Origin of the sequence: Corallococcus sp. AB018, from assembly GCF_003986945.1 — a bacterium.
GTDB lineage: Bacteria > Myxococcota > Myxococcia > Myxococcales > Myxococcaceae > Corallococcus > Corallococcus exiguus.
Window position 1 is genome coordinate 1 of record NZ_RAWR01000127.1, and the last position, 14,794, is coordinate 14,794.

Sequence of the window (14,794 nt, forward strand, 5' to 3'; positions counted from 1 at the left end):
GCTCTTCGTTGATGGCCACTTTGCGTCCCCGCATGGCCTCTCTTACTGCTCCCCACCACTCCGCCTCGCACGCAGCTGTCAGGTAGGCGTCTGGCGATCCGCTCGCTTAAATGCGGGGATCACTCAGGCCCCAGATGGGCAACGAGCGCGAAGCCTTGCTCCTGCTCAAGAAGCGGGCGAAGGAACGGATTGAAGAGTTCTCCGCAGGCCAACAGGTAGCATTTCGATCCTGCAAGCTTGACGGTCCTGTGCTGCTGTTCCGCCTGAGATGGCGGTCCTGCTGCTTTGCCATTGCCCGAAGTCGTGCTCCTCTGGCGGAAGAACGTCAGGATTTTTCCTGATGAATCGCTTGCAAAGACCCAGAAGGGTAGCGACTCATTCCGAGTCCATTTGTCCAGGCGCTTGCCGTTCTGGGCTTTGGACGGTCCCAGTTTCTTCGCGTCGGATGAGTCGATCCCGGCAATGAGGCACAACCCGCTGAAGGTCCTCGCAAGCGCTTTGGCTGCGGTGCGAGGGTTCTCTGCGAGAAGGTATCCGGCGGGAAGAAGGACGATCTTTGCCCCGCGCCCTCTACAGTACGCGGCGATTTGCGCGGCGAACATCATCCGGCTGGCCTGGGCCTCGGGATTGCGAAATCCTTCGCCGCCTACCACAACGCTTGCGATGGTCGTCATGCCTGCTCCTCCTGCGCTCCCCGCAGTGGGCGGATTCTGCGCCCATCGGCACCTATCAGTCTTCTATGGCGGAAATATCATTGGAAAATCAAGGCCTTGGGACGCACCTTGGGGTTGCATCAGCGGCGGGTATTGGCGCTCGCCCCACACAAGGAATGAGGACCAAGATGAACAAGAAGCCGAATCATCCGTCAGACATCCGGAATGGAAACTGGGGAACTCCTGGGACGAACGTGACCTGGGACAAGGCTCAGGGCAACCGGGGCAAGCAATTGAACCCCAACGCCAGGCCTCGTCCGAAGAGTGGAAGGCCTCAAGGCAAGAAGAAGTAGGGGCGGTATTTATGACCTGGCCTGGGGACGCAGTGGCGTTTCCCGGGCCTGCTCTGGCGGTGTCTGGATCATGGCCGAACCGAAGCCGAGGAAGCCCAAGTTCAAATATACACGCGAGTTGGTGAAGATCGCCCTTGCTGACGGCATGACCCAGAAGGAGGTGGGGGACCTTAGCCGTGTCGAGCAGAGTGTTGTGAGCGGATGGTTCAACGGCAAGTCGCTTGCGCTCGAGCACCAAGTGGCTGAGTTGAAGAAGCGCTACGGACACCGGCTCAATCGGACGACATCCCGGGTGTACCTGGTCCGTGCTCAACCGGCTTCAGATGAGCGCTGGGAGGAGTCCGCTTTGGGGCAGCGATTGATGGCGCTTCGCAAGCGGCTGGAGCGGGAATCCGCTGTCAGCATCCGGCGAAGGGGACTGGAGCCCGTGGTCGATGGACTGGAAACCCAGTCCTCGGATGACGCTCAGCCGGAACCCCTGAATTCGAGCCAAGAGGAGTTGCGTGAACTTCAGGAGGCCATCCTTGCGGAAGAGACGTCGTCTGTGGGGATTGGTGTCTTGATTGAAATCGACAAGGAGGATTTCGAAGCAGCGCGACGGCCCATTCAAGTGACCCAGGTCGAAGGCCCCGTGGTGTTTCGCTATACGTTCGTCCGGCTCGTTCCCGTGATGCGCAAGATGGTGGAGTTGGCGCGTATCCCCGTGGCCCGGTGGCTGGTGCACCGGCACCTGGACGGACGCTTCGTCCTTGTTCAACAGGATCGCCGCGTCCTCGCGGGGCGTGCCCTCTGGTCCTGGCGGAAGACCCTGAAGAGCCTCGATCACGAGGCCCGTAAGCGCTTCAGCCAGGGAACTCGAGGCATTGATACGGAGTTCGCTCACCTTGCGGATGAGGAGCCATACGTTGAGTGCGCTGATGACTCGGCGCGCTGGCTCTCCGTCATCCATGGCCCCTTCGACTCAAATACTTTGCTTGGCCACAGTGAGGCCTTTTTCGCCAAGCCGGGAAAGGAGCAAGGAGCGCACGACGCACTCACCCTCCCTTTCCTTCTGCGAAAGATGCTCGTGGAGCATGGCCACGACGTGCCGGGAGTGGTTCGCATCCTGAGTTCGGAGTAGAATGGCCTTCCAACCCAAATCAAAGGCATTCAGGACAGCAGGCTCCAAGCCTTTCAGCTCCCGGCAACAGACCGGGTGACCGTCTGCCCTCGTTGAAGAGGGTTGCCTCCAAATAGGTCCGCTCAATGAGCGCGCCTCCGGACGCAGATGGCGGCTGCCTTTCTGGCAGAAATTCAATGGAAGCAGGTCTCGCGATGACGAATCGCATTCCTGCTTGATGATGGGATAGGGGTGGGCAGAGCCCGGTGCCTCGTGGATTCGCGACGCACCGGGCTCATTTTTCCGGTAGCGCTATGGGCACCACCTTGCTCACGTCCCCGTGGGCGGGACCTTCTGCTTCAGCTCACGCGCCGGAATCCCCGCCACGGTAGTCCCCGGCGCCACGTCGTCCAGCACGATGGCGTTGGCGCCAACCTTCGCGCCGTCGCCAATCACCACGGGCCCCAGAATCTGGGCGCCCACGCCGATGTAGACGTCGCGGCCCACGCGGGGCACGCCGACGCGTCCGGGCAGGGGCTCCAGGCTCACGTTCTGGGAGATGAAGCTGTTCTCTCCAATTTCCACACCCGGCGCGATGATGACGCCGATGCCTCCGTAGCCCAGCTCCACCGTGGGGTGCAGCACGGCCTTCGTGTCCACGTGGCTGTTGTGGAGGCGGTTGCCCACCGTGGCCACCATGTTCGCGAGCCTTGGGAGCGCCTGGAGCCGCTTCGCGGCCCGGTAGAACGTCAGCGCCGTCGGACCCATCTGTCCACCATCCTTTTCGCCACCGGAGCCCAGCGGAATTTCGAGCGTTGCAGCGTCTGCCCCATCCACGTGTCCCGGTAGATGAACAGCCAGTGGTGCGGCCGGACCTGCTCCGTCCACTCGCGCTTGTAGGGAGCATCATCCCCCAACAAGTCCAGCTCGCCCAGGCCCCTTCCGATGCAGTCCTGGATCAGGTTCTCCGTCAGCAGGTGCCCCGGGCTGACCTCCGCCAATGACTCGTCGTAGCCCGGCTTCATCGCCAGATAGCGACCGGCGTATTCCAGCCCGTACTGGAACGCGATGGGACGTGAGTCCAGTCGCAAGAAATACAACCCCAGCCAGCCGCGCTCCGCCGCCGTGTGCGCGAGCCCCGTGTAGAAGTCCCGACGGTGCCGCGCCTGCGCGATGGCCGTGCCCTCCCTCGCCTTCCAGCCGCTCTGCTCCAGTGCGAAGGCCTCTTCCAGCTTCGCCCCCAGGCCCTCCACTTCGGCCACGCGCTCCACCTCCACGCGGCCCTTCTCCTCCAGGCGCCTGCGCCTTCTGCGCAGCGGCTTCGCGTTGCTCCGGCCCTTCGTCCACGCCGCCACCGTGGAGGGCAACACCAGGTAGGGAGAGCGAGAGCTCGGCCATGCGCCCCAGGGCATCCCCGCGCCCCTCGCCGCGTTGAGCAGCTCCCAGGCCGCGCCGCCCTCCGGCACGTCCGACAGCCGGAGCACCTCCCAGCTCGGGTCGCCCATCAGATGCGACAGGAAGGCCACCGCGGCGCGCTTGGGCTCGTCCGCCACCAGGTCGAAGCGGCACGAGTGCTTGTTCGTCAGCGACGACAACTGCCGCACCGGCATTCCGTACTGGTGGCCCTGCTCCTCCTGGAGCCCCAGCACCGCCACCAGCATGCCCAGCGCGTTCCTCGCCGTGAGGATGCGCAGGGCCGCATTGGGCGCGAAGTGCTGAAGCCAGCAGCGCACGAACTCGTGCCGGTGGAACACCTGGTCGTCCACGCGCTTCACCAGCGCGTTCCACTCCACCTCCAAGGCATCGAAGGCCGCGAGACTCCGGACCTCCTCCACGCACAGGGGCTCCACGCGCCCGCGCGTCATGAACTCCACCGCGTTGGGGCGGGGGAGGGATGGGACGCGTTCCCCGAGCATCGCGTCCGTGATGGGACTCTCCTCCATGAACATCGCTCCTCGGGGTGCTCTCTGTCGGGGACTCAGGACAGCGGCTCGCCTGCGTCATCCGCCGCTTCGGGTCCCAGCACTTCCGGTCCCTGTTTCTGCAGCGGCTCGTCGCGCGGCAGCACCGGCCCCTCGAGCTTCGCCAGCGCGTTGGTGTCCAGGGGGACGTGGTGCACCTGCACCGGGCCCCTGGTGCTGGTGAGCTCCACCGTCGCCTTGAACACCGCCTCCGCGGGGGTTGGCATGACGGGCGTGGGCGCCTCCACCACCGGCGCCAGCCGCTTCGGCTGCTTCTTGAGGCCGCGGAAGAGCCAGCCGCCCTTCTGGCGCTCGTACAGCTTGCGCGTCTCCACCGCCGCGCGTGCATGTGACACGCGGCCCGTCTCCAGGTCCTCCAGCAACATCTCGCTCAGCCGGCGGCGTGTCACGCTGTCCAGGTAGTCGAAGACCTTCTCCAGCTTGCGCACCACCACCTGCGTCGCGCCGCCCGCCGCCGTGTGCGTCAGCGCGGCGATCTTCAACTCGTGCCGCGCCCTCGCGCGCTCCGCCAGCTTGCGCAGCCGGTCCGCCTCATCCGGCGACGCGGCCTTGCCGACGAGTCCCGGCAGCACCGTGCGCGCCAGGCCCGCGTCCACGAAGCCCGAGTCGTCGAACGTCTCCAGCGACTCCAGCGCCCGCCGCCGCGCCTCCACCGACGTGCCCTCCAGCGCCTTCAGCGCCGTCGTCACCCGGTCCAGCGCCATCCAGCGGTACACCCAATCCAGGCCCGTGCCCTTGATGTTCTGCGCGCCCATGATGCTCACCTGCATCCCGGGCGCCACCGCGCGAGCGCACGTGTCCACCACCTGGTCGCCCGTCGCCTGCGAGTCGGACACCGGCACCAGCTGCTCCAGCATCATGGCCTTGTACGCGTCGCGGAACTTCGCGTGGAACGCCTTCACGCGGCCCTGCGCATCCGCTTCACCCCGGGGCAGCAGCGCCTTCAGCCGCGCGTGCACCGCCATGCGCGCCAGGAGATACAGCGCGTGTTCGCGCACCTCGTCCTTCGTCGCGGCCGTCAGCACCTCCGGCAGCGTCTGCGGCTGAGTGCGCGACACCGGAGACAGCGCCTCGTCGATGAGCGGGCCCACCTCACGCTCCAGCGAGCGGCGCACCTTCTCCACGCCCACGTCGTCGTCTCCGCCCTCCAGCGCCTTCTCCACCGCGGCCGTCAGCGCCAGCGTGTGAGCCGCCTGGAGCCCCGCGCCGGCCGCGTACCGCTCCAGCCGGTCCAGGAACGTCGCCTTCGTGGGACGCGGCACCTTCAGCTTCGCCAACTCCTTCGCGAGCCTCGCCTCCGCGCGGGCCTGACCCTCGGGGCTTGCGACCTCCTCCTCCGCGACGACCTCCGTACTCATGAGGTGCCGATCCAACGCGCCGCGCACGTACTTCTGGAGACCCTCCAGGTTCGTGCCGATGAGCACGTGCCGGTCCGCGGGCGCGTCCTCCACCATGATGCGCGCGAACACCTCCGAGCGCGACACGCGGTCCCAGCGGTTGTTGATGACGGTGATGACCGCGCGCTCCGGGTTCGCTTCAGGATCCACGTCGCCCAGGCCCGTGCGGATCCAGTTGTTCATGAAGCCCGTGCGCTCGTTCGCCGAGTGCCCGTTGATGAACTGGAGCTGCCGCCCGCGCACCTTCGCCGGCGGGAAGACCTTCAACACGCCGATTTCGGGCTGCACGTGCTCAGCCATCAGCGCCAGCGCGTACGGCCGCGACACGCCGAGCTGCTCCGCCAGCGTCGCCACCAGCGCCATGTTGCGCGGGTGCTCGCGGTAGGGGAACAGCGCGAGGAACTCCTCGGGGATCAGCTCCGCTTCCCACCACGCGCTGTGCAGGAGCGTGGTGTCCTTCTCCTGCGCTGCCTGCTTGAAGAGCGGGAGGAAGTGGTCCTCCGTCGTCACCACCCTGCCGCCCTTGGGCATGAAGTTGGTGATGACCGACGCGACGTTGATGCCCGCCGGACCCTGGATGTCCTCATGGTCCGGATAGGCGTTGGTCAGCGTGGCGAAGTCGTCCTTCATCCAGTCGTTCTGGAGCAGCTCGACGAAGTTGGGCTGCAGCGCCATGCACTCCCAGAGGAACACCTCCGTGCCCAGGCGCGCGCCCAGCTCCACCATGTCCTTCTGCTCCCAGATGGTGGCCTTGTCGTAGGGCCGGAAGATGAAGAACTCGGACGGCCCGGCGCCCGGGGCGCTGTGCACGAACATCGCCTCCGAGCCCGTCGTCTTCGCGAACACCTCGAAGCCCATGCCGGAGAAGAGCGCCGCCTTCAGGCGCTCCGTGCCGGACTTGCCTCGCGTGCCCCAGCCGCCGATGACGAGCGGGATCTTCTCCCGGGACTTCCGCACGCTCTGGCGCTTCACGTACGTGTCGCCGAGGAAGACGGAGAAGAGCGCCGCGGTGAAGAGGCCCAGCGCCGCGATGCCATTGCCTCCCATTCCGAGGAAGTAGCCCTCGTTCTCCATGATGCGCTCGGTAAGGAGCGCCAGGAACCCGCTCTGCAGGCCCAGCAGCGCGGGCGTGTGCAGCGTGGACGTGGGCTTCGGCGCGGCCTCCGGCTCGTGGAAGAGCGTGGCGAGCGGAGAAGGGACCTGCTTGTGTTGCCCGTACGGCGTGAAGCGCACCTGGACGCCCAGCTCGCGCTCCACCTGCTCCACGAAGCGGCGGCGCTCGCGGGGCTCCTCGCCTCCCAGCGAGTCCAGCCGCAGCGTCGCGAGCCGACGGTAGTCCTTCGACACCTTCAGGCGGTTCGTCAGCCGGCGCAGGCGCGAGGCGGGCGGCACCAGCACCGTCTCGCCGTGGCTGCTGAACAGGTGCACCTTGCCGTCCTTCGACAACGGCATGTCCAGCAGGTCGTCCACCGTGGGGAGGTGACGGCCCCAGCTGCCCTGGCTCGCCACGTGGACGCGCTCGCCGGGGACCAGCGTCTCCGTGATTTCGTCCAGGTGGCCCGGGTGCGCGCGCAGCGTGCCGGACATCACGCGGCCGGTGGTGTGCAGGAACGCCTGGCGCTTGTTCGGCGCGGGGCGGCCCAGCTCGTGCCACACGCGCCACAGGCGGCGCTCCTGCCTGTCGCCGTGCCACAGCGTCAGCGTCTTGTCCGTGCGCTCCGCGTACAGGCCGTGCCCGTCCTGCGACAGGTCCGCGAGGATGGCGCCCAGCCACGCGGGGCCCTCCGGCATCGGCGGCAGGTTCTCCGGCGCGGGCTGGAGCGGAATGCGCGTGCGGCTGCCCGGGCGAAGCTTGGAGACGCGGCCCGCGAGGAACACCGTCCACGCCTGGCGCACCGGGTCCTTCACCCGGCGCAGCACCTGCGCTGCGGCGGCGGCGGCCTCCACCACCGGCCCGGTGGCGCCCGGCTGCGTCGCCAGGGATTCCACCGCGTCCAGCAGCGCCGCGTGCGCGGGGCCCAGTCCGGCGGCCCCCAGCGCTTCCGCCAGCGCGGCGGCGCGTTCGCACGACACGCGCAGGACCAGTGGCGCGGTGTCACGGCCGAGCACGTCCACCAGCACCTGGAGCGCTTGTCCCTTCACCTTCGGCGACGCGAGCGCCGCGTCCACCGCGGCCAGCACGGCGGCGGTGCGCACGCGCGGGCTCGGCTCCGACAGCGTCTGTCCCGAGACGGCCGGCACCTGCTCCAGCCCCGCCAGGCGGCGCAGCAGTGGCTGCCCCTCCGGGCGCTGCGCGATGAGGGCGCACAGGCCCATGCGCACGTATTCGCTCGGGTCGTGGTGCGCGACCTCGGTGAGCAGCGGCACGCGGTGCTCTTCCGACAGCAGCGGCGCGCATTGCTCCAGCACCTGTCGGCGGAAGAGGAAGTCCCTCTCCGACGGGGCCTTCGCGCGCAGGCGCTGGCGCAGCAGGGTGACGCCCTCGAGCACGTCCACCGTGAGCAGCGCGCGCAGTGCCTCCGCCTGGAAGAACGGACTCACGTCCTCCTGGCCCGCGAGGCTCGTCAGCGTGGGGCCCACTTCGGGCAGCGACGCGGCGACTCCCGGCACCGTCTGCGCGAGCTGCCGGAAGGCCTCCAGCGCGGCGGAGCGGTTCTGCGCCCGGGGGGCGTCCACGGCGCGGTCCAGCAGCTGCCTCGCCAGCGGCACCGCGGCGGGTTGCAGCTCCTGCGCGTGGGCCTTTTCCAGCACGCCCGTCAGCGCGCGGAGCGCCGTCTCTTCTTCGATCAGCAGCTTGTGGCGGCGCTTCTCCAGCCGCTCGCGCAGGGCATCGAAGCCCATCCACCGGTCCAGGGCGCGCAGGTCCTCCTTGCGGTCCTTGCGGTCCTTCACCGTGGCCTTGATGTGCTCCACCAGCACCTGGCGGCGGGCGGCGTCATCCAGCGCCTCGTTGTGCTGACGCGTGAACTGGACGATCTCCGCGTGGACCGCGGACAGCTCCGTCTCCAGGGCCTCCAGTGCGACGCCCAGCCACGGGGCCAGTCCCTCCAGGCCCGCGGGGCGAGGGCACGACTCCACCAGCCGCTGGGCCAGGACCTCGACCTGGGCCCCGCGCACTCGACGGTGCAGCGGGGGCAGGGCTTCCAGCAGTTGGGACTCGAGAGGTTCGTTCGCCAGGTGCATGTCGCGGCCAGAGCTATTCATTGCTTGAGAAACCTGCCCGACCCCCCCAGGCACGCGTTCGGATCAAGACAGCTCAGGCACCCTCAAGGCTGCAAACGTCGTTCATCGAGCAGCTCCTCGAACTCCTCATCGGTGGGGGTGACGTCCTGCAGCCCACGTCCACCTGTCCAATCCCACCGCGCTCCGAGTGAAAACATGTTCTGCATCCCGTACGGGCCGGAGAGGAAGGCGCGGTCCTCCGCGAAGAGCATCAGCCGGTTGCCGCCCTTGCCCATCCACACGTTCCAGTCCAGGCGGCCAGACACGCGGTGGCGCAGGTACGCCGTGGCGCGGTGATCATCCTGGAAGCGCTGTGACGCGCCGTAGCCCAGCTCCACGCGCGTGCCCTGGAGCTTGCCGCCCAGGAGCGCCGCCCAGCTCGCGTAGGCGCCCGCGTTGTCCATGGTGTAGAAGTTCGCGTTGGTCACGGCGGACATGCCCAGCGTGGCCACGTGGTCCTGGAAGGGCTGCCAGCGCAATGACAGCCGGGGCGACAGGCGCCTCGGGTGGTCCTTGCCGTAGAGCCAGTAGACGTTCTGGTCGTAGCGCGTGGCGTCCACTGCGCTGCCGCCCTGCATGGACTCCAGCGTCAGGCCCAGGCCGGGGATGAGGCCTACGTCCGGGGACAGGCGCACGTAGCGGTCCGCCGCCACGCGGCCTCGCGCGCTCCAGCGCATCGCACCGTCGATGGACTGCGAGAACACGGAGCCCTGCATGGACAGACGCAGGTCGCCGGGCAGCTGATTCACATAGCCGGCCACGGTGCCGCCGAACACGGCGGCCCGGTTCAGCGGGTAGCGCGCTTCGGGTGTGAAGCGCAGCCACGCGCGGCCCGGGGACAGCTCACGGCGCAGGGACAGGCGGACCTCCAGGCCTGTCTGGAGCGGGCGGTTGAGCAGCTCGCCTTCCTGCACGTCCTCGCTGCGATAGCCCATCTCCGCGGACACCATGCCCAGGCCGTCGGTGCGCGCTTCCGGAGGCATGCCTTCCGGCAGCAGCGACAGGCTGGGCGGCAGCGCGGGCCAGGGCAGCGGCTCCAGGCCCGTGGTGCCCTGGGCCCACGACGGGGCCGCGAGCGCGCTCGGATCCGAGGCGACACCCAGTTGCACCTGCACCAGGGCTTCACCGGTGGGCGACTCCAGGCTCACGCGGTGCGGACCGCGCGAGGGCAGCAGCAGCCACGTCTCGCCCATGCGGCCCAGCGGTTGGGACGCGCCCTGGAGGCCGGGGTCGGCGTCCTCGGGCAGGCCCAGGTGCATGAGCGGGCCTTCCTCCGCGCTGGAGCCGCCAGTGCCGTCACCCGAGGGCAGCGGCGTGCTGCGCAGGAGCAATTCGCGACCCGCGGTGGGGGCCAGGGCGGTGGCGCGCACGCGCAGGGCGGTGGGCCCCAGCACGGTCATCACCACCGGCGCGCCCGGACGGCTGCGCAGGAGGGAGAGGGGCTGCGGGGCGGCCACGACGCGGGCGTGGGTGCTGGCTTCTTCGGACTCCACGAAGCGCACGAGGCCGGTCTGCTGCGTGTCGGCGCGCGCCATCACCACTTCCACCTGGTGACGGCCGGGGACGTCCAGGCGCGTGCCCAGGATGGCGGTCTCTCCTTCGGCGACCTGGAGCTCGCGCACCACGCGGCCGTCCACGCGGAGCGCGAAGGCGCAGGTTCCGGTGGCGTCCACGCCCGGACGCGGGGTGGTGCCGCAGAGGACCTCCGCGCCCAGGGGCCGGGGCTGCTTCACCACCAGGCTCATCACGCGCGAGGCCCCGGCGGGCAGCAGCTTCGCCTCCGACAGCTTCCACGGGGGCGCGAGCAACGCCTTGCGCACGGACATGGCGACGTCCTCGTCGTCCGTGCCGGCCTCCGACGTGGCGACGAGCGAGCCCGCGGTCTCCTCCGCGTCGCGCAGGCCTTCCCAGCGCGTCCAGCGGCCCGCGGTGAAGCGCATGCGGCGGACATCCGGATGATCCGCCCATGCCTGGAGCTGGCTCGCGAGCGCCGCGCCCAGGGGCGCACCGCCGTCCTTCCACGCCTGCGGCGAGTCCTGCAGACGCTCCAGCATTCCGAGCGCTTCCAGGCCCACCTGCGGCAGGCCCGTCTCCCTGTACAGCGCCGCCATGGCCAGCGCGCCCGCGGCGTCCTCACCCGAGGCCGACAGCAGTCGAGCACGGAGGTAGCGGCCCGCGAGGCTCTTGTCTCCCGACACCGCAGTGAGCGCCGCGTCCGTGTGGCCTTCGCGAGCCTGGGCGCTGAGCGTGGTGAGCTTCGCACCTTCCGTGTCCAGCGCCGGGAACGCAGGGGAAACCAGCGTGGGCTGGGTGATGGCCTGCGTGAAGCGCACCGTGCGCGGGGCCGTCTGCGACAGGCGGTCCATCAGCGCGAGCAGTCGCCGCTGCTGCTCCGGCGTCAGCTTCGCCTGCGCGTCCAGCAGCCGGCCCACGTCCGCGCGGGCGAAGCCGTCCTCCTGCAGCGATGAAAGCAGCTCGGCGCGCGCGAGGCGCGGCTCCACGTCATCGGGCCCCGTGCGCAGCGCGCGGGAGAGCGCCTGGAGCGTCTCGTACGCCGTGCCTGCCTGCGGTTGCTGCGGCAGGGCAGGGGACTCCTCGGACGTGGCCACCTCCGCGCGGCGCACCGACAGCGAGACGGCGAGCTGTGCCTTCGGATCCTCGGGCTCGAACCACACCTCGCGCGCTTGCGCGGGCAGTGTCACCACCGCGGACACCGGTGCGGACGACGTGCCCTTCGCGCCTTCCAGCGCCACGTGGCGCGGGCTGGCGGCGGTGGGCATCAGCACCAGCCGGCGCGGATGGCCCACATCCGTGTTCATGCGCACCACGAGCGGCTTGCCCGCGGTGGCATTCAACGGACGCAGCTGCACACGCACCGGCGAGGGCAGCTTCGCGTCCGGCACCCGGAAGCGCACTGCCTTCTTCTCCACCTTCACCGGCCACTGCGAGCGCACGTAGCCCACTTCGCCCGGCGTCCCCTCCGCCTTCGCGGGCGCGAGCGACAGGAACGCACGCGTTCCCTCCACGCCCTCCAACTTCAGCGCGTGTTCGCCCGGCGGCAGGGCAATCTCCACCGGTTCCACCGCCGACAGCGGCAGCAGCGGGAAGGCGTTGCTCCCCACGCGCAGCACCGGATTCGCCTTCGCACCCGGCGGCGTCATCACGTAGGCGCGCAGCAGGGTGGGGGCCTCCGCGAGCCCCGTGGCCTGCACGTGCGTGGTGCCGCCTGCGGCGAGCGGCCACAGCGCGCTGCCCGTCATCGACGCGTCGGCCTCCATGCCCTGGAGATCCAGCCAGTGCGAGGCCTTCACCTCGGTCCCATCGTCGCGGGGCGCGGGCGTCACCTGCGACCAGCGGCTCGCGCGCCACCACGCGGCGCGGTAGCTCCGGCGGATGTCCTCCGACAGCGGATCCGCGCGCCACGCAAGCTCCAGCGCGGCTAGCTCGCGGCTGCGCAGCGGATCCCCCAGCGGCAGGCGGGCCACCAGCTCCGATGCCTCGGCGGTGAGGAAGCCCGCGTCCGGCAGCGCTGGCGCGGCGCCCAGGAGCGCGTGCGCCACGTCCGGCTTGTTCGCGTCCAGGAGCTTCTTCGCGGTGAGCAGCCGCAGGTGCCACGCGAGCGGCGACGCATCCGCGGCCTTCAGCGTCTCCACCGCCACGTCCGTGTCGCCGTCACCCAGGGCAGCCATCACGGTCAGCAGCGGCGACAGGCCCTCCGTCTTGATGCGTCCGTATGTGCCGCGCGCCAGGTCCGGCATCAGCGCCACCAACCGCTGACGCAGCAGCGATGGGCGGGCGGCGGGGTCCTGCTTCACCACCTCCCATGCCTTCTCCGCCAGCTCAGTCCAGTGCGTCTGGTGCGACAGCGCCTCGGACAGCGTGGGCCGGCGCGTGGCGACGCGTGCACGCATCAGCGGCGCGGGGCCCTTCCAGCTCACGCGGTAGTTGTGTTTACCCGGAGGCAGCGCCACGCGCAGCTCCTCCGCGATGCCCACGCGCTCACCCGACGCGAGCACCCGCGCGGTGCGCCCGTCCGGCAGCGCCGCACCTTCGGACGCCTCCGCCCATGCGGGCCGCGGCGTGAGCTGCGCCTGCGCGAGCACCCCGCCCACGCCGTACACCTCCACCGTCGGTGCCTCGGCGGGCGAGCCATTGCCCAGCACGGCGCGCGCCTCCAGTGACAGCACGCCCGGGCCTTCCATCTCCAACGCCCAGACCGAGCCCTTCCCCTCCGGGCGGACCCAGGGCGCGTCCATTCCCTCCAGCACCACCTCCGTGCCGGTGGGACGCGGGCGCTCCACGCGCACCGCTTGTCCGTAGAGCGGTGACACCAGCGCCCACTCGCGCAGTGCGGACGCCTTGCGCCAATCGCGCACCGCGGTCCGGAAGGGCGAGGACTCGGGCTGGTCCTTCACGAGCTCCGCTTCCAACGCCGCGTCCACGTCCAGCCGCGCTCGCGTGGCCGCGTCGAAGGCCAGCGCCGGGCGCGGCCCCTTGCCGTCCACCCACTTGAGGAGCGCGTCACGCATCCGCTCCTCGGTGCGCGCCGTGGACGTGTGCGTGGGCCGCTCCACCACGATGCGGGCGTTCTTCGTCGCCGTGACCCACCAGATGCTGCCAGCGCCCATGGGCTCCGCCAGGTACCAGCGGCCCGGACGCTCCGACACGCCCTCTTCCTCCACGCGCAGCTCGGGCGCTTCTCCGACCTCCGACAGCGGCACGCGGGTGAAGCGCAGCGCCCCGGCGGGGCCGGTGACGCGCACCACGTCCAACGGGCCCAGCCACACTGCCGCGCCCTTCTTGGAAGTCACTTCCATCGCGCCCGTCACCTGCGGCACGCCGCCCGGTACGTAGGGCGCCTGGCCCCGGAGGTCCTCCAGTGCCACCGGCCCCCGGATGGCGCGCGGCTGCCAGGTCATGCCCTCCTCGCTGCGGGCGATGACGGACGGCTGGGAGACGGTGGGCTGCGCGATGACGGGCAGCGCCGCGAGCGCTCCCACGAGCAGGGTGTAACGGGCGCGGCGTCGAACAGGAAACATCGGCGCTCAGTCCTCCAAGGGTGCGAACAGAATCTGGGCCAGCCGGTCCAGACGCGCCGGGTTCGCCAGCGCTTTGCGCGTACGGGATGACATTTCCAGGTGCAGGAAGCGGGCTTGCGGATAGGACTGGAGCAGACGGGCCTGCGCGTTCTGTGTCCCTCCGAGCACCTGCACTCCGTCCGGGAACAGCTTCACTCCAGGGCCAAGTGCCTCCTCCAACGGTGCGGTCACCTGCCGGGCCCACCTCCCGGGCTTGCGCGTCCCGTCGCTGAGCACCGCCGCCAGCTTCTCCGTGCGGCCCTTCTGGACCTTGGACTCGCCGAAGCCGTGCAGCTGCACCACGCGCGGAGCGGAGAGGTTGCGCGCGGCCAGGTCCGTCACGGTCTGGAAGAGGTGCTCCGGGTTGTGCGCGACGTCCGCGGGGTGCTCAGGATCCTCGGGTGTCTCACCGGGCGTGCCCTTGTAGCGGTGCGCGGTGGCGGTCATGAACAGCCGTGGCGCGCGGCCCTCGGGAGGGCAGACGAAGAGGGCGGAGCCGATGTCCTCCGTGCCGATGTCGAAGTAGGGGTGCGGCACCTGCACCACGTCGTTCGTGGCTTCGCCCGTGCGGATCACATACGCGCCCGCGCCGTGGTAGCGGTCCGGCCGCTCCCGCAGCACCCAGAAGGTGTCGCGCGGCGTGGTCCACGTCTCCAGGAAGAAGCCCACGGCCGCGGCCACGTTCGTCAGCTCCGGGGGCACGTCCTTCTGCTTCGGCGCGGCGGCCAGCAACGCGGGGATGAGCTTCGCGAACGCGGTCCGCTCCTCCAGCGTGGTGGGGTGGAACGTCACGGCGTCCGCTCGGGGCCACAGCCCGGAGAAGCGCGCGTCCACGCGGCACCCCGACTGCTCGGGCACGTTCACGGTGGGATCCTCCTGGGGCACGCGCTCCGGAGCAGCCCGTGGGGCCGCCTTCGCGCGCATGGCCGGCTGTGCGTTGGCGCTCGCACCAGCGCCCAGCACCGACACGACTCCCGCGGCCACGAGCGGGCGCCACGACCCGGTCCTCC

Annotated in this window: 7 protein-coding genes; 1 reads left to right on the top strand and 6 read right to left on the bottom strand. The window is 69.9% G+C overall.

Annotation, left to right across the window (positions count from 1 at the left end; translation table 11 throughout):
* Positions 1 to 119 precede the first annotated feature (119 nt).
* A complete protein-coding gene (locus D7Y11_RS25180; RefSeq protein ID WP_126934972.1) occupies positions 120 to 674 on the bottom strand; it encodes a hypothetical protein in 555 nt (184 codons plus the stop codon).
* A 402-nt stretch (positions 675 to 1,076) separates the two neighbouring features.
* Between D7Y11_RS25180 and D7Y11_RS25185 the strand changes: the two genes are divergently transcribed.
* A complete protein-coding gene (locus tag D7Y11_RS25185; protein ID WP_126934973.1) occupies positions 1,077 to 2,126 on the top strand; it encodes a hypothetical protein in 1,050 nt (349 codons plus the stop codon).
* 309 nt (positions 2,127 to 2,435) lie between these two features.
* Here the strand turns inward: D7Y11_RS25185 and D7Y11_RS25190 are convergent, their stop codons facing one another.
* From D7Y11_RS25190 to D7Y11_RS25210, 5 genes are all read right to left on the bottom strand, one after another.
* Complete coding sequence (locus D7Y11_RS25190; RefSeq protein WP_121753907.1) at positions 2,436 to 2,873, bottom strand: serine O-acetyltransferase; 438 nt, start codon at positions 2,871 to 2,873, stop codon at positions 2,436 to 2,438.
* Positions 2,855 to 4,048 carry a GNAT family N-acetyltransferase gene (locus D7Y11_RS25195; RefSeq protein ID WP_199753782.1) on the bottom strand — a complete coding sequence of 398 codons (1,194 nt, stop codon included), beginning with the start codon at positions 4,046 to 4,048 and terminating at the stop codon, positions 2,855 to 2,857. Before D7Y11_RS25195 ends, D7Y11_RS25190 begins: the two co-directional genes overlap by 19 nt.
* Before the next feature lie 35 nt (positions 4,049 to 4,083).
* Complete coding sequence (locus D7Y11_RS25200; protein WP_126934974.1) at positions 4,084 to 8,688, bottom strand: hypothetical protein; 4,605 nt, start codon at positions 8,686 to 8,688, stop codon at positions 4,084 to 4,086.
* 62 nt (positions 8,689 to 8,750) lie between these two features.
* Positions 8,751 to 13,745: a hypothetical protein gene (locus D7Y11_RS25205; protein WP_126934975.1), complete on the bottom strand. Its 4,995-nt coding sequence runs from the start codon at positions 13,743 to 13,745 to the stop codon at positions 8,751 to 8,753.
* 6 nt (positions 13,746 to 13,751) lie between these two features.
* On the bottom strand, positions 13,752 to 14,768 hold the full coding sequence (locus D7Y11_RS25210; protein WP_120578073.1) for a hypothetical protein: 1,017 nt from the start codon (positions 14,766 to 14,768) through the stop codon (positions 13,752 to 13,754).
* Positions 14,769 to 14,794: the final 26 nt, after the last annotated feature.

Coding starts and splice junctions, on each gene's coding strand:
- D7Y11_RS25180 (WP_126934972.1), bottom strand. CDS start 674: ATGACGACCATCGCAAGCGTTGTGGTAGGCGGCGAAGGATTTCGCAAT.
- D7Y11_RS25185 (WP_126934973.1), top strand. CDS start 1,077: ATGGCCGAACCGAAGCCGAGGAAGCCCAAGTTCAAATATACACGCGAG.
- D7Y11_RS25190 (WP_121753907.1), bottom strand. CDS start 2,873: ATGGGTCCGACGGCGCTGACGTTCTACCGGGCCGCGAAGCGGCTCCAG.
- D7Y11_RS25195 (WP_199753782.1), bottom strand. CDS start 4,048: ATGGAGGAGAGTCCCATCACGGACGCGATGCTCGGGGAACGCGTCCCA.
- D7Y11_RS25200 (WP_126934974.1), bottom strand. CDS start 8,688: ATGAATAGCTCTGGCCGCGACATGCACCTGGCGAACGAACCTCTCGAG.
- D7Y11_RS25205 (WP_126934975.1), bottom strand. CDS start 13,745: ATGTTTCCTGTTCGACGCCGCGCCCGTTACACCCTGCTCGTGGGAGCG.